The organism is Candidatus Vondammii sp. HM_W22, from assembly GCF_022530855.2.
Classification (GTDB): Bacteria; Pseudomonadota; Gammaproteobacteria; order Chromatiales; family Chromatiaceae; genus Vondammii.
In genome coordinates this window covers 2,514,138-2,532,456 of the sequence record NZ_CP099567.1, presented here as the reverse complement: position 1 = coordinate 2,532,456, position 18,319 = coordinate 2,514,138, and the positions used below count along the sequence as shown (strand labels likewise).

Here is an 18,319-nt window from a genome sequence, read left to right as displayed (position 1 = left end):
CTGGAACAATGCAGAGTCCGTTAATATCACGTCCCAATCTATTACGGCGCATACCCATGCCCCTGTTGGCGATTTTGGTTGGCTTATTCTGCGGCCTGTTCGTCTGGCTCGTGCTGGAGCAGGTGCAGCCCCGGGCGCTGAAGAGTATTTTTGCCGATGAACTGAAGGTCCGCCTGGAGCAGCAGGCCAGAGAGACGTTGATTCGTTATAACAACTACGTAACGGCCCACACATCAACCATCCGTCTTTTGGCAAATCATCGCAAGTTGTCTCAGTATTTGGAGCCTGTCCATTGGCTTGAGAGTGACAGAGAAGTGCCGTTTGTCTATTACAATACGCCCCCCTGGCTGCCCAATACAGCCCTTTGGCGGACGCTGATTCAGCCGAGCCACATTTTGCTGATCGATAAACAAGGTCGAACCCGCGAGATTTATCAGGTCGGAAAACGCAACTTGCCTTCCGAGCTGGCGGGTATCAACGAGCTTTTTTCAAGTGAAAACCGGGTGCAGGCGCTGCTTACCACCCTCGGTGATGAACCCTACCTTCTGGTATCTGAGACGGCAGAAGATGCCACTGGTACCGTCATGGGTCTGCTGATGATGATGGCACCCATCGATGAGCAATTTCTCACCTCATCACAACAGGGGGTTGCCCTGGATGATGTGGTGGTAGGTCTGCTGGATGCAGATGAGCAGCGCTTTCTTTCCAGCAGTGATTACAAGAGGTTGCCACCTGGGGTATTGATGGAAAAGGTGGAGCATGACTATCAGGTGACTGACCAATCTTTTTTCGAGTATGAAGGATCGACCATCAATATCCAGTTTGCCACGCTGGTACCCAATACAGTGATGGAGGTGATCAGGGGCCGGGTTGCGGGATTGGAGCGGCGGCAGCGAATTATAACAGCAACGGCCTTTGTCACTATTTTTACCCTTGTCTTCTATCTGTTATCGGAACGGTTGAATCGGATACTTCGGCGTATTTCACTTTTTTCACGGCGGGCGCTGGGTGAAGCTCAACCGATTATTGAGCAGGGTAACCAACTGTTTGTATTGGAAGACTGGATTAAGCAGTTTATCCGGCTGGTGCGGGATGCCAGGGATGAGATGCGACAGCAGCATGAATTTGAGATGCAGGAGTCCGAGGCGCTGAAGCGCACGATTATGGAGGCTGCCCTAGATTCTATTGTTACCATTGATGAGACCGGGCGAATTATCGAGTTTAATAACACGGCGGCCCAGACTTTGGGGCATGATCGGGATGAAGTGATTGGAGAGAGTTTTGCCGAATTGATGCTGGACGTGAAAAATCAGCCAGTGTTCCGCAATATGCTTAACAGTTTTCTTGAAAATCCCGGTGATCAGAAAGAAGAGGTCCAGCATGAGATGTGGGCTGTTACCCGGGAAGGCAACCAGCTGCCTGTTGAGATCGCGATAAAACCAATTCAGCTCCAGACCCGGGTTGTGTTTACGGTCTATATGCACGATATGTCGAACCGGCGGCGGGCTGAGCAGGTGATCAGAAGTCTGGCGAAATTCCCATCGGAGAGTCCCAGTCCTGTGCTTAGAGTCAACCAGCCCGGGGTGATTATTTATGCCAATGCTGCCAGTGCTCCCCTGCTCGAATACTGGGGCTGTGAGCAGGGACAGACACTACCGCTCTACTGGAAAAAACGGATTTCAGATGTTTTTCTGTCGGGCAAGGATTGGGAATCCCAGTTGGTCAGCGATGACCGCATATACTCTCTGCTGATAACGCCCGTGGTAGACCTTGGTTATGTGAATATCTATGGCCGTGATATCACTGCTGTGCGTCAGGCCGAACACCAGGCACGGGAACATCAACAGGAGCTGATTCATGTATGCCGCCTGAGCACCATGGGTGAGATGGCGACTGGGCTGGCTCACGAATTGAATCAGCCGTTGTCAGCCATTGCCAATTATGCGAATGGTTGTGTACGCCGTTTGCAGTTGAGTGGCAACGGGGGGGACGATATTCTTCATGCTCTGGGCCAGATTAACTCCCAGGCCGACCGTGCAGGAGAGATTATCAAGCGCCTGCGCAGCTTGATCGGTAAACAGCCGCCGATCCGCAGTGTTGCAGATATCAACCAGCTGGTGAAAGAGGTCTGCTCATTTGTCGAGTTTCAGGCACGAAAAGCGAATGTGGTTATCGAGCAGGAGCTGAGTCTGGTTTTGTTGAAAGCCAGGGTAGATGTGGTGCAGATCGAGCAGGTACTGCTAAATCTGGTCAGAAATGCCCTTGATGCCCTGCTGGAAATACAGGAAGATGAACGCAGCCTGATTATTCGAACAAGTTGTCAGGCGGGAGGATACATCCTTATTGAGGTGCTGGACTCGGGGCCTGGAATCCAGGATGAGGCGATGGGCCGCCTGTTCGAACCTTTTTATACTACCAAGCAGAGTGGCATGGGGATGGGGCTGGTTATCAGTCAGACGATTATTGAAGATCATAACGGAAAAATCAGTGCGGAACGTTTAGAAGAAGGTGGCACCCGGTTCAGCATTATGATTCCGAGCGGGGAGGAGAGAGATGGGTAATAAAGCGACTGTTTTCGTGGTGGATGATGATCAGGCGATGCGTAATTCACTGAAATGGCTGATTGAGAGCGTCGGCATGAATGTGGAGGTTTTTGGCTCTGCCGATGAGTTTATCCGCAACTATTATCCCGGGCGGGCGGGGTGTCTTCTGCTGGATGTGAGAATGCCTGGAATGAGCGGAATAGAACTCCAGGAGTACTTCGTAGAACAGCAGATCAGAATCCCAGTCATCATCATCACCGGACATGGTGATGTCCCGATGGCGGTACGTGCCATGAAGGTAGGTGCAGTCGATTTTATTGAAAAACCCTTTAATGACGAACTGCTGCTCGATAGTATAAGAAATGCCTTGATAATTGATGTAGAGCAACGGTCGCTTCAGGCAGAGAGGTCAGAAATTGCTGCGCGGCTGGCAGCGCTTACCCCTCGTGAACATCAGGTAATGGAGATGGTCACCAATGGCCGGGCCAACAAAGAGATAGCGCTTGCGCTGGGTGTCAGCGCAAAAACGGTAGAGGCGCATCGTGCCCGGGTGATGGAGAAGATGCAGGCAAACTCGCTGGCAGAGCTGGTCAAGATGGCAATGGTCGCCAATATTTTCAATGAACGAATTGAGAATAATGATGATCCATCGGCATGATATCGATGGCATCGTCATTTACAATAAATGCATAGATCAGTCAGCAACGGGGGCGATCGGCGAGGTTGGAATGAAGGCGATCTCATCGCCGTCTTCAAGCAAGGTAAACGGCTCTGAGAACTGCTTGTTGATCGTCACTTGAACACTCCCCTCTTTAAACAGATGGGCTTTGTCGCGGTTGCGTCGGCGGACCCATTCGAGCAGTGATGCAACATCTTTTACTGATTCAGCGAGATCTACCTCTTCTGACTTCCGATGGAGTTTTTTTACCAGATAGGTGAAATAGAGAAGTTTGACCTTGCGCGGCTTTGCCGTATCAGCATTCCGGTCATAACCGATCTCTTCCAGCTGTTTGAGATACGTCTGCCAGTTTTTCTCCTTGTTTTCCCCTAGGTCGTAGAGTGTGTCCCAAGAGTAGATGCCGGTGTCGTGGCCGTCATCGAATATCAATCGGATGGCGTACCGCCCCTGAGCTTGAATCTCGGTGACATTGACTCCTTCCTTGCCTGTGATGGGTCCTTCCATGGCTCGCACCTCCATGGCTCTTGAGAAGACGCGCAGATACTCACATGGCAACTCAAATCGCTTGCCATCGGCGTACTCAATGATCAGCAGTCGTGATTTACTGTGAAGATTGATCTCTGATGGGACTCTTTTCGGGGGCTGGTTACTCATGTGGCAACTCGTGATAATAAAATGGGGTGGCGGATAATTGCATAGCGGCTCATGTGTATCAATACTTTTGGTGCCTGTCAGGCCCCCTTAATACTGTCAAAGTAGCGGGCGCGATAGAGCAGACGTTCACTGTCGCCATCTTCAAAACTATCACGGGTGTGGAGGGTATTGTTGCTGATCAACCCCTGGCCGGCCTGAAGCGTTCCTTTGAAATGGTAGGGAGAGTCTGCCCTGAGCAGCCGCTTCAGTTCTGTGACGGCCTCCTGGGTGGCCGGGTCATCCCGCCACTCGATACTGCGGCTGCGGTCTGTGTAGCGCATATGCAATCTGCCATCGTTACGGATCTGAAACACCGGGCCGGTGCGGGCGGGCCGTAACTCTTTGCCATCGACAATATTGGCCGGGATAGTCATCGCCTCGGGATTCATCAGCGCATGAATATAAATCGGGTTTATATCCCGCAACTGCATGTAAATGATTTCATGGTCCAGAAATTCATTGGCTCCCCCGTTTGCGGCCGGTTGAACGCAGTGGAGCAGCAGCCCGTGGATCTGCTGGCTCATGTTGTTGTAATAGCCGTCGGTGTGCCAAGCGATGGGGCGGTTCGAGTATGGGATATAGCCTTTATGCAAGGCATCCGGCTGTACCGCCAGTGAGGTGATGGCGTCTTCATCCGCACACATATTGTGATCAAGGTGGTCTAGACCGAACTGCAGCCCAAGGCTACGAATCAGCTCTTTGTCATGAGGGTTGCCATTATGGCTTGCATAGATCGCCATGCCGACTTTTTTGATCAGTGTCATGACCGCTTGGTGTTCCGCTGGCGTCAGGTGCTGCTGATCATTGATCTCGACAATCAAATCTTCCAGAGAAGCTGGATAATTCTGAAGCTTTTCATCGCACCAGCTTTTGTAAGCATCATTGTCATGGAGATAGTATGGGCTGTTGGTTTGCATCCGATTTTATCCTACTTTACCCAGTTGACGACAGCGGAATTTAACATTCCGTTCTTCCGTCAGTGCCTCACAGGCGGCAATATCCACCCCCTCCAGGCCATCAATGGCCGTAGCGGTGACATCCTTGATGTATTTTGGGGCCTTCGCTAGAAATTCCAGCATCTTTTCATAAGAGCCAGCCAATGCCGGGACGCAGTGGCGATCATAGACTTCAGCGTTCTGCGCATTTAACGAGATAGAGAGTGCATCCACGCATTCGGCCATCTCCGGCAGGACATTGCGTTTGTTGACAAGATTAGCCAGCCCGTCGGTGTTGATTTTGACATTACCACCATTCGCCTTTATGTAGCGGGCCACTTCAAGCAGTACCTTGAACCGCAGTGTGGGTTCTCCAAAACCGCAGAAGACTACCTCAGCATATTTTGCAGGGTCATCAATGGCTGCGATTATCTGCTCAACCGTGGGCCGTTGCTTCAGGGTCAGGTCATAATCATGGACCTTATGAACACCCTGAGTCTTCGGGCAGAAGGCGCACTCCAGGGTGCATCTGTCGGTGATATTGAGGTAGAGTCGGTCGCCGATGATATAGCTGATCTGTTGATTGGACACGGGATAATTAGCACACTGTCAGTAAACTTGGAAGCAGAGCACTATACCGCACCTTCGGTTCAACAAAAATGGTAAGTTCTCTATAGGATTAGCTATGAGACAGACCTAAATTCTGTGTAACTGCCTATCATTAAACCCAAACAAGGGAGAGGACAGGCAGCTGATCGACAAAAAAGAGCTCCAGGCGATAGCCCAAGCAGCCGCTAATAACGTCAAAACTGAAGAAGATCACAACGAGTTTCGGCCAATGCTGGCCAAAATCACGGTCGATGCAGCACTCAACGTTGAACCGGCTGATCATCCTTGGCTTTGCCAAACATGAACAACCCGAAGCGAGTAATAGCTGCAACGGTACTACTGGCAAGACTTTGCAAACGGAAGATGGCCAGTTTGAAGGGGATACTCCACGAGAAAGAGCGGGCAGCTTTAAACCCCGGCTGGTTAAAAAGCACCGGCGTTGATTTACCTCAATGCATGACAAGATCCTCTTCCTGTATGCTCAGGGTATGATGACCCCCGCAATTGTCACGACATTCAGGGAAATGTACGGAGCCGATGTCTCCGCGACACTCATATCCAAAGTTACTGATGCGGTTACCGAACAGGTTGTCGAATGGCAATCTCGCTCCCTGGGTGCGACTCAGCCTATTGTTTATCTGGGCAGCATTGTCGTTAAAATCCGGCAAGACAAGAAAGTGATCAACAAAGCAATTTACCTCGCTAGATCAGCCGCTCCTGGAGTGCTTATTGGCAGAATCTCAGCACGCTGTTCAACTACCCGGAGGACAGACGAAAAGTGATCTACACGACCAACGCCATTGAGTCGCTGAACAGCGTCATTCGCAAAGTGATCAAAAAGCGGAAGTTGTTTCCACCGATGACTCGGCGAAGAAGGTAATCCACCTGGCAATCCAGGCCGCATCGAAAAAGTGGACAATGCCGATCCGTCATTGGAAACCAGCACTGAATAGATTTATGATTGAGTTCGAAGAACGCTTGGCGGTATATATTTAACCCAGGCAGTATAATTACGAGCGCCAGCGAGTAATTAGTCCAGTGCAGCGATTTGTTATGTTTTTATGGGATTTCACTTTTAGCAATATTATAAGTTTCGGGAGACTATCCTCCACCACCTTTCTAATTTCATCAGCTAGGATAAAAAACCACTCCGCACTGCCTGCTTCTGTATGTTGGTCTGGTTTACTTTCTTCATCTATTTTAAAGCGAACTCTAGAAATACGAGTATTTGCTTGTTCAAGGATTTCTTGAAATTCTTTCGGTCTATGCCGGTAGTTTTTTTGTATCCATAGTGGGTTTTGCCATGCTTCATGATCCAGCGGGCTTCAACATCCTTCTGGCGGCGTTTGTTATCACTCCATGCCTCAGGGCTATCCCCGGCTTTGATCTGCCTATTTTCCTCTCGTCTATTACGTTGCCTGGGTGCTGGAGCGATAGCGGCATCTACAATCTGTCCCTTGCGAGCACTGGAGTCTGCTACATTAATCCGGGTCAACAGTTCTGAAACGAGTTTACCGACAAGGCCCTATTCTTTCAGGCGCTCACGATACACCCAAACCGTTTTAGCATCGGGTACCTTATCTTCCCCGGGCTCAGCCCAAGAAAACGACAAAAGCTATAGCGATCCGGTATTTGGAACTCTGTTTGATCATCGGACAGATTGAACAAATGCTGTAAGACACCTTGAACATCAGTACCATATCGTAAGGTGGGGGCCTGCCTTTACTGGGATCACTGTTTTTATAAACTGAGCCCAACAATACCCGAAAGGCCTCCCAGTCTATGGTACTTTCCAGCTTTGGTCGCGGGTCTCCCTGTTGCTCAAGGAGTTCAGATCGGTCTTGATGATCAAAAAACTTGGCTGCATGACTTTTACCAATGGTTGTTTGAGTTGGTTGCTATATATCGCTGATTTTGGAAGGTTTTTAGAGGCTATCTTTAAGTGATAGCATGAGAATAAACAGCGTTCCATAGCGTCCCTTTTTTAGTCTTTACCAACAAGCACTGTCCAGAGTCAAAAACACGGAATGAAGTTGATATCAATATGAAGACGACACTTGACCCTATCATTCAACAGGCTGGGCAAATCATTCTCGGCAAAGAGAACGCCATACGCCTTGCCCTTGCCTGCCTGCTGGCAAAGGGATATCTTTTAATTGAAGATCTGCCAGGGGTGGGAAAAACAACGCTGGCTCATACCCTGGCAAAGCTGCTGGGGCTTGACTACCAGCGTATACAGTTCACCAGCGATCTGTTACCGGCGGATATTCTCGGTGTTTCGATCTATGTCCGAGATGAGGGTCTGTTCCGGTTCCATCCCGGCCCCGTTTTTTCGCAAATGGTGCTCGCAGATGAAATCAACCGGGCCACCCCAAAGGCGCAAAGTGCCTTGCTGGAGGCGATGGAAGAGCGTCAGGTAACAGCCGATGGCGAGACCCGCAAGTTGCCGGAACCCTTCTTTGTCATAGCCACTCAGAATCCGGCTCATCAAATCGGCACCTTCCCACTGCCGGAGTCTCAGCTGGACCGATTTCTGATGTGTATTCACCTCGGATATCCCGACGCCCAGGCCGAACGGGAACTGCTGGCCGGCAGCGACCGGCGGGAATTGCTGAACGGCATCGGGCCGGTGCTTGCACCGGGCCAACTACAAGCCATTCAGAAGCAGGTTGTCAAAATTCATGTTTCGGATGCCCTGCTGGATTACATTCAGGCCCTGCTGCAGTTCAGCCGTAATAATCTCCGCTATAATCATGGTCTCTCCCCAAGGGCAGGACTGGCACTCCTCAACGGTGCCCGGGCCTGGGCGCTGCTCGATGGACGCTCCCAAGTGTTACCGGAAGATGTTCAGGCAATTCTCATTCCACTGTGGCCCACCGTCTCCATAGCAGTGCCGACACCGGCGCTGATGAAGGGGATGAGCTGGCGCGTCAGCTACTAGAATCGGTCCCACTGCCCTGATGGCACTCTCTGCATTCAGTCGTTTTCTCAGGCTGGCCGAGGCGGATAACCTTGGCTTGGTGCAAATCAGGCCACGAAAAATCTATATCATGCCAACCCGCTACGGTTTCGGCTTTGGCCTGCTGTTGATGTTGATGCTTATCGGCTCCATCAACTATGCCAACAATCTCGGTTTTTTCCTCACCTTTCTTCTCGCCGGTCTCGGTCTGGTAACCATACTACACACTTGGCGAAACCTGCTGGGTGTGGAACTGCAGGCAGGGAGAGTCAATCCTATCTTTGCCGGAGATAAAGCAAATTTTGAGATTCTGCTGATCAATAAACGGCGCAGTGAACGACCCGATATCCGCCTGCAGTTAAAGGGAAGTGAGGCCGTTGAGACCGATCTTCAAAACAGATCCCGCCAATCACTCTCTCTCCTGTTGTCTGCACCCCGACGGGGAAAACTGGGGCTGCCCCGATTTAGCATCTCCACCCGCTATCCAACCGGACTGTTGCGGGCATGGTGTTATGTAGAGCTGGAGAGTGAATGCCTAGTCTACCCTGCACCAGGCAAGCGGATCCCTCCAGCGGATATGCCGGACTAAAGCCAAAGTGCAAAGGGGGATCGTGGGGCAGGAGTGGATGATTTTGTCGGGCTTCGGCCCTATCATGACGGCGATTCTCCCCGACATATCAACTGGAAGGCGTTCGCAAGAGAACAGGGTCTGCAAACCAAACAGTTTGGCGGCGACCGGTCTGAACGGCTTTGGATCGATTGGCACAGCCTTCCTGAGATGGAGACCGAGGCCCGGTTGAGCCGTCTCTGTCGCGGCATACTGGACGCCTGTGACCAGGAACAGGAGTTTGGACTCAGACTCCCGGGTTTCGAAATCAGCCCGGCCCGGGGGCAGAATCACCGGCATAACTGCCTTGCGGCACTGGCATTATTTGGTGAAAAAGGATGAAGGTCGCAACCGAAATCCGCCTGACTTCCAGAGAGTTCCTCACCCTTGCGCTGTTGATGGGGCTGATGGTGGCGCCACATTTCCGCCATCTCAGTATCTGGATCACGCTGTTTTTTCTGACGACACTAGCATTGCGTCTCGTGGCAATCTATCGGCCCCGGCTTCAACTGGGACGTCTGCTGCTGTTTCTGCTCACCGTGGCGGGATTCGCCATTGTACTGAAACACTACCCATTGCTGTTTGGCCGTCAGGCTGGTGTTGCCATGCTCACTGCCATGTTGGGCCTGAAGCTGCTGGAAATACGCCGGCGAAGAGACCTCTATGTCACCATTTTTCTCGGCTTCTTTATTCTGATTACCCTGTTTCTGTTTGAACAACAGATGCTGTTGGTCGGCTATGTACTGCTGATAGTGGTTGGACTGATCGGCATTTTGGTGGAGACCAGCCGCAGCCGCCCGTCACCAAAACCGCTTAACTCCTTCGGCTTCTCATTGTCACTGCTGCTCCAGGCCCTGCCGATCATGGTGGCGCTGTTTATCTTTTTCCCCCGCTTTTCCGGACCTCTGTGGAATCTTGGCATTGACCAGACCAGAGGCGTAACCGGACTCAGCGACAGCATCACACCCGGCAGTATCAGTGAGCTGATTCGCTCCAAGGCCGTCGCTTTCAGAGTCGATTTCAAACAGGAGGTTCCCCCACCGGAGGCGCGCTACTGGCGCGGCCCGGTGCTCTGGGAGAGTGATGGCCGGCGTTGGAGCAGGGGTGAATCTCCAAAGGAACAGCAACTTCGCTTCACAGCAATGGCTCCACCGGTAGATTACAGCGTTACCCTTGAGCCATCGTCCAACAAATGGCTCTTTGCCCTCGATCTTCCCGATCGGTTACCGCCCGGCGCTACGCTCTGTTGCCCGATTTTCAAATTATCGGCAGTCAACCCTCAGGCAAACGTTATCGGTATGAGATCAGTTCGCGGCTGAATTACAACACCGGCGCACTCACTGAAGAGGAGAGACAACGCGGACTGCAGCTTCCCGACAACATCACAGCCAGAATGCGTCAGCTGGTACAGACCTGGCGCTCCGCCAGCAACAGCAATCGTACCCTGGTAAACCAGGCACTGAACTATTTTCGTCGGGAGCCTTTTTACTACACCCTCTACCCACCATTACTGGATGATAATCCTGCGGATCAATTTCTGTTTGAAACACGCCGGGGATTTTGCGAACACTATGCCACCAGCTTCGTCACCATGATGCGGGTTGCGGGCGTCCCAGCACGGATAGTAACCGGCTATCAGGGCGGCGAAATCAACCCGATGGGAGGGCATCTCATCGTGCGTCAGTCAGATGCCCACGCCTGGGCCGAAGTCTGGCTTGAGAATCTTGGATGGGTTCGGACAGACCCCACCGCCGCGGTAGCACCGGAACGTATTGAACGACCGTTTGAGTTCGATTTTGATGAGGGCCTGGCCCCCGGTATCCCGATCAATTTCGGCAGTGTGGAGTCAGATTTTCTTAAGCGTTTCGCAAAACAGGTCCGCTTTGGCGTCGATGCGATGAATGCATCCTGGCACCGTTGGGTTCTCGGCTACTCCATGGAACAGCAGGGCCGGCTGATGGACCTGCTGGGGCTGAACTTTCTGAAAGGGGCCAAACTGGCTATCGGCATGATCGCTGCCACCGGGTTGCTGATTCTGTTGATCAGCCTTCTGTTGTGGCTCCGGGCCCGGGAAAAACTGGCGCCGGTTCAAGCCGGTTATCTCCGTTTCTGCAGACGAATGGAGCGGTCGGGAATTCCCCGTCTGGCTCACGAAGGCCCAAGGGACTACTTTCAACGCATCGGCGCCAAAAGGGCTGATCTGAAAATTCCCGTTGGAAAAATCATCGCCCTCTATATCGGCCTGCACTATGGGCGTCTCGACGGCGAGAAGTCACGGCAACGTTTTCACCAGCTGATTCGTGCTTTTCGGCCCTGATGGTAATGGCATCCTCTGTTATATTAACCACTAACAGACACACCGAACCTGCCCCGGAATGACCTAACCCGACATGCATACAGCAATAAAATGGATTCTGCCCGGCCTGCTGTTCCTGCTGCTGATCTGGAGCGGATGGAAAACCTGGGAGCAGGCCCATGCCTATGAGCAAGAGACACTGTTCATCATCAGTCAACTGGAGGCGGAGGCCCAATTGGAAAGCAGCAGTCGCCAACTGCTGGAGATACTGAGCTTCGGTCTCTATGACGGCTATTCCGGCCAGGTGGAGATTCTTAATCAGCACAAAACACTGCAAGCAGCCTATCACCTGTCAGTCAGAATGACCACCGCCATCTTTTTTATCATTTCCGTGGTGATCGCTGTTACCACCTGGTGGGTTCGCCGCCGCCTGAGTGATCTGGGTTATGCCACACTCACGATTGCCTTTATCGCACTGTTGGTTGGCCTGACAACACCGATCCTCTCACTGGAGGCGAGTAAAGAGCTGCCGGTACTCGGTGAAACGGTTTTTCAGTTTCAGTCAAAAGGGGTGTTAAGCACCATCGCCGCCCTGGAACAAAACGGCAACTTGTGGCTGGCCATTATCCTGTTCTTTTTCAGCGTCGTGATTCCCGTGCTAAAAAACCTGGTGGCCTGGCTGACACTCTTCAGCAGGACTCACCACTTCTCCCTGCGCGGGCTCCACATAAGCCGGCATCTTGGTAAGTGGTCGATGGCAGATGTCTTTGTGGTAGCAATCCTTGTCGCTTTTTTCTCCACCAGCGGGGAAGGGGGGATGATCCACGCTGAAGTGCAGGCCGGCCTCTGGTTCTTTGCCGCCTATGTTGTGCTATCGCTGGTTGGGACTCAGCTTATTTCATACAAAAACTTCGATAAAAAAGCAGGTTAACTATTCAATAGCAATTCCGCCATGCCATCCAATCGCCCTTTTACCGCCTCCCACTCCGGCATCTGTTTTTTAAGCAAGCGGTAGAAATACCGACTGTGATTATGGAACTTCAAGTGACACAGTTCGTGGAGCAGCACATAATCAATACAGTGTGATGGCGCTTTCACAAGGTGAGGGTTCAACGACAAAATACCTTTTGGAGAGCAACTGCCCCATTGTTTCTTCATGGCCCGCAATTTCCAGGCCGGCTTTTCCCGTACCCAGTTAGTCTCCTGCCACAAGGTCTCCAACCGCCGGTCGATTTGATTGCGGGCGTGATCCTTGTACCAATTCCATAACAGGGTTTTAACGGCATCCCGAGTGGTATCTCCCGTCGTGACCAGAAATTGCCCCCGCTGCAATTTTACGCTGGCCTGTTGCCGTCTATTTAATCTGACCTTCAGCACATATCGCCTACCCAGATAAAAGTGGCTTTCGCCGCTGACGTACTCCCTGGGCAATATCCAGGTACGTTGTTCTCGGATACGCTGAAGTTGATGACACAACCATTGGCTGTGCCTACTGACGGCTTGTTTGACTTCGGCCAGTGATGTTTGAGGGGGTGCGTCAACCTGCACTCGCCCATTCGGGTGAACATGGATAGCAATTTTGTATTCTCTTCCCGGCACAAAAAATACCTGATAGGAAATTTCCACCTCCCCGTACTGCAAACGCTGGTCAATCAACGGCGCTCTCCACGGCTCAAACCCACCCGGGTGATCTGAATGACCGAGTCAATGACCTCTTTTGTCTTATCCATTCCAAACAGTTTGAACAGTCTCGGCAGCAAGCCTTTGCGGATCTCCGCCTCAATACCCTGGGGATTCAGCGACTGCTCAGCAACTGCCTGGTCTATAACCCGATCAATGACAAGGGCCTCATCCGCCAGATCTTGAGGGTCGTCATCGCCCATCACCAAGCGCATTGCACCATAGTAGGCTCTGGCGTGACGGTTTCCATTCAGCGATTCAGGAATCCCCTCTAGCTGACGCACTGCAAGCTTCTCCTCAAAGGTCTTAAGCAGGGCATACTGCTTGAGTGGATGGTCAAACAGGGCCTCAGCCTCGGCAATGGCCTCTTTTAGCAATTGGGAAAATACCTTTTGCGCATAGGGATCGCCCGCCAGCTCCTGCTCAATGGTTTTCCTGGCTCGGGTACGAATGAGGTCGGTTTCGTTTCGGGTCTTCTCTTTGGACCACTCATCGACTGGCTCCCGACCCAGTTCGTTGACGATATAAACGCCTTGGGGTTCTTTGATTTCATTACCGACCACTTGCTTGTCCACCAAACGCCGGATCTGTTCCTCATAGCTGCTGTAATCAATGGTCTCCTGGGCATCCTGGCGGGCGATCCTGCGCAGATTGGTAAAGAAGCGCAAATCCACTTTCCAGGTCTGAATCATCGCCTCGGAAATGCTGCCATCTTCAAAAAACGATTGAGAAGACAAGGCCAGTTTCAGACACAGACCAAAACCGGTCAGGGCAGAGTAGAAATCTTCGCGCACCTTTTGACACTTGTCATAGCTGTTGCCATCGCCATCTTCGCCATATACAGGAATCAGGATCTGTCGATACTGTTCCAGATCCTGGCGATTTTTCACGCCGGCAAAAATCGCCCATAACTGATCATGCAAGCGTGGCAGGCGTTTATACTCGGTGCTCATCTGGTTGTATAAGTCATCAATATCCTCAATGTCATAACCACCCTGGGTCCGGCTGGCCAGATCCTGAAATTGCTGAATGGCCGTATCGAGCTCTTCGAGGATGCCGCGGTAATCAATAAGCAGACCGTACTGTTTCTCTTCGTGCAGGCGGTTCACCCGTGCAATGGCCTGAATGAGATTGTGTTCCTTCAATGGCTTGTCGATGTACAACACGGTGTTACGGGGCTCATCGAAACCCGTGAGTAGTTTATCCACCACGATCAACAGGTCGGGAGCACCTGGGGTGGAAAAATCATCCAGCACGGATCGCTCATACCCATCGGCATCGTGGCCTGCATTCGCTTTCCACCATTGCTGCACTTCCGGCAGCTTCTCCTCATCGAGATCTTTATGCCCCTCGCGGGTATATCTGGCGGCGAAATCACCACAGCACTGCTCACCAGTCCGGTTTCATCCAGGTATTTTTTATAGCGAATGGCGCTTAATTTACTGTCACAGGCAACCTGGGCCTTCAGACCGTGGTTCACCTTTTTAATATTCTCATTAAAATGCACCGCAATATCCCAGGCGATCAGTTCAATGCGATTTTGGGATTTATAGACGGGGCCTTTGCGGGCGAATTTTTTCTTCAGGTCGGCCCGTTGCTCCTCGGAAAGCGCCGCCGTAATCTTATCGAACCAGCTATCAATGGCCTTCTCATTCACCGCCAGATCCGGCTGACGCTCTTCATAAAGCAGTGGCGTGACGGTGCCGTCCTCCACCGCCCGCTGCATAGTGTAGGCATGGATAATCGGCCCAAATTTATTGGTCGTCTTGTCGTTCTTCAGCAACGGTGTGCCGGTGGAAGCGATGTAGGCGGCATTTGGCAGCGCCTTACGCATGCGTTCGTGATTTTCTCCACCCTGGCTGCGATGGCCTTCATCGATGAGCACAATCAGTTTATCTGAAGGGTTGTAGCACTCAGGCTGTTTCGAGGCCGTGTTGAACTTGTTGATGATAGGTTCAAATTTTCCCCACCTGCTGTAGTCAGGCACTGCCTGTAATTCTCTGGCAGTCCAGAACTCTACACCGCCATCCTGCTTATGTTTCAGGCTGTCAAAGGTCTGATGATGCTGTGTAACTTCCTTATTCATCGCTGAATCCTCGTCGATTTCGCTCTTATCGTAAGTTCTCTAAAAGTCCATGCAGGAGGATATGTAGATGCCACTTCCAGGAGACGCTGTAAATACATCCCTGTACGCTTGAAGGCGCATCCCTGCCGCCAACACGCCAACACTTCTGGAAATGGCATCTACATACCCTCTCGCAAACATCTGCACGGTGTTAATGAGAACTTACCTCTTATCCAACTTCACACGGCGTTTTCCGGTGAGGAGTTGTTGCATAAGGGCTTTTTTTTCACTCCTTAATCGTGCTAATTGCATTCCAAGATTATGTACAGTCCTTTCATTCCTATTTTAGCACAGAAGATATTACTTTTTGTTCTTTCTCATTTGGGCAATACACAGCAAGCCCCTTCACATCTGAAGAGTTAATGGCTGGATAGCTTGATCCAACAACTAAAGCGTGCAGTTGTCCGGCAATATGCGAACTGAACAAGTAATGGTATAAATAATCCCCATCAAACTCTGGCTTTGGTGTTAATACTGCAAAGCCAGTTGATGCAACACAATCTCCAGATGCGGACCCAACCTTTGCGAAGGCCTTAAGATTTCGGTCTTACAGTTGACATTAAGATATCACCATCGCTAACTACTCGCCTTGCTCGTGAAGGTGCATCCTTGTACTGATATCCCCTCAAAACATCTGAAATTTCTCCTAGGTCTACGTCTGAGAGTGAAATGTATCTGAATTTAAAGCTTGGTGAAGTCTTATTGCCGAGTGATTCTTTATCAATATCCGCGATATCCCTAATATGTAGACGTCTAAATTCCTTTTTAAACCCCGGAAACCGCTTCTTCCCCGTCAGCAGTTGCTGTATCAGCGCCTTTTTTTGCGCCTTGCTATTTTCGATCAGCTTTTCGGTGGTTTCAATGGCCTTGTCCCAGGTGGAGAGGATTTGGGCGATTTTGATTTGCTCGATAATTTCCGGAATAACGATCCTATATTTCTTGAGATCCTTCAGATTAATACGCTTTTGCGCTGATCCAATGCTTTGCTCAATAAGCTTATTGTTAATATAAGGTGACTTTAGATAAACACAGAAATAATCAGAGTCTAACTCATCTCCTAGCTTCATAACTGCTAGTGCTCTGTTCACATTCCAGCCAGAGCATTCTGGCGGAACAACTATCGTGCGGCCTATTGTGCCCATAACTGACCTTCCCCCCATCTTAATACCAAGACTTGGATGAGATAATTCATTCTAAGCGGCCCTATTCACAAAGGCCACAGGTGACAAATAATTTAATGCGCTATGAGGCCGCACGTGATTGTAGTGCTCTCGCCATTGATCAATTTCATGTCTAGCGTCATCAATGGACCTGAACCAATGCTGATTTAAGCATTCATTTCTGAATTTACCGTTTAAGCTTTCTACAAACGCATTCTGAGTAGGCTTACCTGGCTGAATAAAACCTAGCTTAACGCCACTTTCTTTTTGCCAGTAGAACATCGCCTTGCTAGTAAACTCAGTACCGTTGTCGCAGATTATTTGATCCGGAGCGCTCCTTAGCTCAATCACCTGAGTTAAAAAACGAGCGACCTGGTGACCATTGATCGAGAAGTCAGAGAGCTGGCCAATAACTTCTCTTGAGTAATCATCAATCACATTAAATACTCGAAAGCGGCGACCATTAGCCAACTGATCACTGACAAAATCCATTGACCAGCGTATATTTTTACCAATGGGCATAATCGTTGGCATTCTTGGTCGTATTATCTTCTTGCGTTTTTTAGTCCTCACTTGAAAACCTTCTTCGTTATAGACTCGGTAGGTCCGCTTCTTGTTTTTCACAAGCCCCTCTCCTCTCAGGAGGCCATGTAAAAACAAATAACCATAACTCGGATGCTTTTTTGCCAGCTCAAGTAACCGTTTGCGTAGAGGCTCATCTTTTCCCCATTGAGTAACGTACCGAAAAGCGGTTCTACTTAAGCCTACTAATTGGCAAGCTCTACGCTCACTTAATTTGAACCGCGACTTAAGGTAGCTCACGATTTGTTTTCTATCAGCAGGCTTTACCACTTTTTTGAGAGCACATCCTTCATCGCCTCAGCTTCAAGCATTTTCTCGGCAAGTAACTTCTTAAGCTTGTTGTTTTCGCTTTCAAGCTCTTTGAGCCGTTTGGCTTCTGAGACATCCATCCCGGCGTATTTGCTTCGCCAGTTATAAAAACACCCGGTTGAAATGCCGAACTGACGACAAATGTCATCAACTTTTACCCCTGACTCATGCTGCTTGATGGCACCAATAATTTGCTCTTCTCTGTAACGCTTCTTCTTCATCCTGAGATCTCCTAATACACAGACTAATTGGAAATCTCATCCTTATCATGGCTCTATTTCTGGGGGAAAGGTCACTGGCGGAAAATACCAAGAAGATAATGGTGAAAGTATGTTTAATGTAGAGGCTAAAGCAGGTAGTGATACGTTTGGTATTGTTCAATCACCGTTCATGCTAGAAAAAGCAAAAACAAAAGCATTTAGAATTAATTTATCAGTTAAAGATTGTGAGCTTAATTATCATGAAGTTACATCTTTACATATTTATGGGAAAGATTTTGAGCATGTTGATGAAAGCATATTGTTTCGTGTTAAATACGATCAGAGTTAAAACTTTAGCAAGTTGCATTAGTGTGTTACACGTAACAAAAATATAACAAGGCTATGCACTGGAAAATAAAAGCTACGTGATTTTGTGCTATTCGCTATTCGCTATTCGTGCAAGCGCTAAAACAATAGCTCCACTTTTATTTTCGGTGATAGCGGCGCTATGGGTCTTTAGGCATAAACGCAAGAGGTAAATAGTGGATGGAGCAGAAGCGATGAAGGCTCCAAAAAATGGAGCTGTAGCTGCCTGCGTATCTGCGGCTAGATTGGGGGCCCATTGAGTTATAACTCAATCCGCCATCGAACTAGGCGTTCCTATCGCGTGACGGCGTGCTACACATGATGTTCAAACTCGGCCTGTGTGCCGAGAAGACGTGGAGACGATTACGGGGTTTCGATTATCTGGCGAAGGTGATAACCGGAATCAAATTTAAAGAGGGTGTTGAGGTAGCAAGAGTCGATCAGGTCGCCGCTTGATTCAACTGGCTAAACACCAGATTTGACTATAACTCATCGTCCATGGGCGAGAATATCATTCTCCTTGACCGGTCGTAGATCATAAAGCCAGGTAGCTATTAAGGTATTTATATCCTTTTC

General features: G+C 50.1%; 15 protein-coding genes and 7 pseudogenes. 11 read left to right on the top strand and 11 right to left on the bottom strand.

The annotated features are described in order from the left end of the window. Window positions 1–8: 8 nt before the first annotated feature. Together MN084_RS14130 and MN084_RS14125 are read left to right on the top strand one after the other, a co-directional pair. Window positions 9–2,561 (top strand): ATP-binding protein, encoded by a 2,553-nt coding sequence (locus MN084_RS14130; RefSeq protein ID WP_330178123.1) that lies wholly within the window; start codon window positions 9–11, stop codon window positions 2,559–2,561. After that, entirely contained in the window at window positions 2,554–3,201 is a 648-nt protein-coding gene (locus tag MN084_RS14125; RefSeq protein ID WP_241087442.1) for a response regulator transcription factor, read from the top strand. The genes MN084_RS14130 and MN084_RS14125 overlap by 8 nt, the downstream gene beginning before the upstream one ends. A 36-nt stretch (window positions 3,202–3,237) precedes the next feature. Here MN084_RS14125 and MN084_RS14120 read toward each other — a convergent pair whose 3' ends face one another. The 4 genes and pseudogenes from MN084_RS14120 to MN084_RS14105 all read right to left on the bottom strand — a co-directional run bounded on the left by MN084_RS14120 (window position 3,238) and on the right by MN084_RS14105 (window position 5,441). Continuing rightward, window positions 3,238–3,540, bottom strand: a complete 303-nt coding sequence (locus MN084_RS14120; RefSeq protein WP_330178556.1) for a MoaD/ThiS family protein — start codon at window positions 3,538–3,540, stop codon at window positions 3,238–3,240. Beyond that, window positions 3,526–3,876, bottom strand: a pseudogene (locus MN084_RS14115) (gamma-butyrobetaine hydroxylase-like domain-containing protein); the annotation flags it as partial. The gene MN084_RS14120 and the pseudogene MN084_RS14115, both read right to left, overlap by 15 nt. Before the next feature lie 77 nt (window positions 3,877–3,953). Continuing rightward, complete coding sequence (locus tag MN084_RS14110) at window positions 3,954–4,832, bottom strand: TauD/TfdA family dioxygenase (RefSeq protein ID WP_241087444.1); 879 nt, start codon at window positions 4,830–4,832, stop codon at window positions 3,954–3,956. Window positions 4,833–4,838: 6 nt separating this feature from the next. Beyond that, window positions 4,839–5,441 (bottom strand): TatD family nuclease-associated radical SAM protein, encoded by a 603-nt coding sequence (locus MN084_RS14105; RefSeq protein WP_241087445.1) that lies wholly within the window; start codon window positions 5,439–5,441, stop codon window positions 4,839–4,841. A gap of 163 nt (window positions 5,442–5,604) precedes the next feature. On the opposite strand from MN084_RS14105, the pseudogene MN084_RS14100 reads away from it, so the two are divergent. Next, window positions 5,605–6,455: pseudogene (locus MN084_RS14100) on the top strand (transposase). 199 nt (window positions 6,456–6,654) lie between these two features. Here the strand turns inward: MN084_RS14100 and MN084_RS14095 are convergent. Then, the gene (locus MN084_RS14095) at window positions 6,655–6,954 is read right to left on the bottom strand and encodes a hypothetical protein (protein WP_241087446.1); all 300 of its coding nucleotides are present in this window, start codon (window positions 6,952–6,954) and stop codon (window positions 6,655–6,657) included. Between the two features lie 38 nt (window positions 6,955–6,992). Beyond that, complete coding sequence (locus MN084_RS14090; protein ID WP_277400550.1) at window positions 6,993–7,127, bottom strand: hypothetical protein; 135 nt, start codon at window positions 7,125–7,127, stop codon at window positions 6,993–6,995. A gap of 376 nt (window positions 7,128–7,503) precedes the next feature. Here MN084_RS14090 and MN084_RS14085 point away from each other — a divergent pair. The 6 genes and pseudogenes from MN084_RS14085 to MN084_RS14060 all read left to right on the top strand — a co-directional run bounded on the left by MN084_RS14085 (window position 7,504) and on the right by MN084_RS14060 (window position 12,252). Then, window positions 7,504–8,420: pseudogene (locus MN084_RS14085) on the top strand (AAA family ATPase). Then, on the top strand, window positions 8,420–9,007 hold the full coding sequence (locus tag MN084_RS14080) for a hypothetical protein (RefSeq protein ID WP_241087447.1): 588 nt from the start codon (window positions 8,420–8,422) through the stop codon (window positions 9,005–9,007). The pseudogene MN084_RS14085 and the gene MN084_RS14080 overlap by 1 nt, the downstream one beginning before the upstream one ends. Window positions 9,008–9,040: 33 nt before the next feature. After that, complete coding sequence (locus MN084_RS14075) at window positions 9,041–9,367, top strand: DUF58 domain-containing protein (RefSeq protein ID WP_241087448.1); 327 nt, start codon at window positions 9,041–9,043, stop codon at window positions 9,365–9,367. Beyond that, window positions 9,364–10,344: a DUF3488 domain-containing protein gene (locus tag MN084_RS14070; protein WP_241087449.1), complete on the top strand. Its 981-nt coding sequence runs from the start codon at window positions 9,364–9,366 to the stop codon at window positions 10,342–10,344. The genes MN084_RS14075 and MN084_RS14070 overlap by 4 nt, the downstream gene beginning before the upstream one ends. Beyond that, entirely contained in the window at window positions 10,272–11,342 is a 1,071-nt protein-coding gene (locus tag MN084_RS14065; protein ID WP_241087450.1) for a DUF4129 domain-containing transglutaminase family protein, read from the top strand. The genes MN084_RS14070 and MN084_RS14065 overlap by 73 nt, the downstream gene beginning before the upstream one ends. A gap of 73 nt (window positions 11,343–11,415) precedes the next feature. After that, window positions 11,416–12,252: a paraquat-inducible protein A gene (locus MN084_RS14060; RefSeq protein WP_241087451.1), complete on the top strand. Its 837-nt coding sequence runs from the start codon at window positions 11,416–11,418 to the stop codon at window positions 12,250–12,252. Here the strand turns inward: MN084_RS14060 and MN084_RS14055 are convergent. From MN084_RS14055 to MN084_RS14040, 5 genes and pseudogenes are all read right to left on the bottom strand, one after another. Next, window positions 12,249–12,977: a M48 family metallopeptidase gene (locus MN084_RS14055; RefSeq protein ID WP_241087452.1), complete on the bottom strand. Its 729-nt coding sequence runs from the start codon at window positions 12,975–12,977 to the stop codon at window positions 12,249–12,251. The genes MN084_RS14060 and MN084_RS14055 overlap by 4 nt on opposite strands. Continuing rightward, a pseudogene (locus MN084_RS14050) lies at window positions 12,974–14,952 on the bottom strand (type I restriction endonuclease subunit R); the annotation flags it as partial. The pseudogene MN084_RS14050 and the gene MN084_RS14055, both read right to left, overlap by 4 nt. 454 nt (window positions 14,953–15,406) lie before the next feature. Then, window positions 15,407–15,589, bottom strand: a pseudogene (locus MN084_RS19870) (restriction endonuclease subunit S); the annotation flags it as partial. A gap of 316 nt (window positions 15,590–15,905) precedes the next feature. After that, window positions 15,906–16,268: pseudogene (locus tag MN084_RS14045) on the bottom strand (restriction endonuclease subunit S); the annotation flags it as partial. A gap of 51 nt (window positions 16,269–16,319) precedes the next feature. Continuing rightward, window positions 16,320–17,398, bottom strand: a protein-coding gene (locus tag MN084_RS14040) for an IS3 family transposase (protein ID WP_330178122.1) whose coding sequence is annotated in 2 segments (ribosomal slippage) — window positions 16,320–17,146 and window positions 17,146–17,398 — 1,080 coding nt in all. Because the reading frame shifts where the segments join, the coding sequence is not laid out codon by codon here. A gap of 109 nt (window positions 17,399–17,507) precedes the next feature. Here MN084_RS14040 and MN084_RS14035 point away from each other — a divergent pair. Beyond that, window positions 17,508–17,726 (top strand): hypothetical protein, encoded by a 219-nt coding sequence (locus MN084_RS14035; protein WP_241087453.1) that lies wholly within the window; start codon window positions 17,508–17,510, stop codon window positions 17,724–17,726. A 276-nt stretch (window positions 17,727–18,002) separates the two neighbouring features. Next, a pseudogene (locus MN084_RS14030) lies at window positions 18,003–18,199 on the top strand (IS256 family transposase); the annotation flags it as partial. Window positions 18,200–18,319 lie beyond the last annotated feature (120 nt).

What these genes read in the sequence shown, in the direction of transcription:
- MN084_RS14130 (WP_330178123.1), top strand. Translation starts at nt 9, where the DNA reads ATGCAGAGTCCGTTAATATCACGTCCCAATCTATTACGGCGCATACCC.
- MN084_RS14125 (WP_241087442.1), top strand. Translation starts at nt 2,554, where the DNA reads ATGGGTAATAAAGCGACTGTTTTCGTGGTGGATGATGATCAGGCGATG.
- MN084_RS14110 (WP_241087444.1), bottom strand. Translation starts at nt 4,832, where the DNA reads ATGCAAACCAACAGCCCATACTATCTCCATGACAATGATGCTTACAAA.
- MN084_RS14080 (WP_241087447.1), top strand. Translation starts at nt 8,420, where the DNA reads ATGGCACTCTCTGCATTCAGTCGTTTTCTCAGGCTGGCCGAGGCGGAT.
- MN084_RS14070 (WP_241087449.1), top strand. Translation starts at nt 9,364, where the DNA reads ATGAAGGTCGCAACCGAAATCCGCCTGACTTCCAGAGAGTTCCTCACC.
- MN084_RS14060 (WP_241087451.1), top strand. Translation starts at nt 11,416, where the DNA reads ATGCATACAGCAATAAAATGGATTCTGCCCGGCCTGCTGTTCCTGCTG.
- MN084_RS14035 (WP_241087453.1), top strand. Translation starts at nt 17,508, where the DNA reads ATGTTTAATGTAGAGGCTAAAGCAGGTAGTGATACGTTTGGTATTGTT.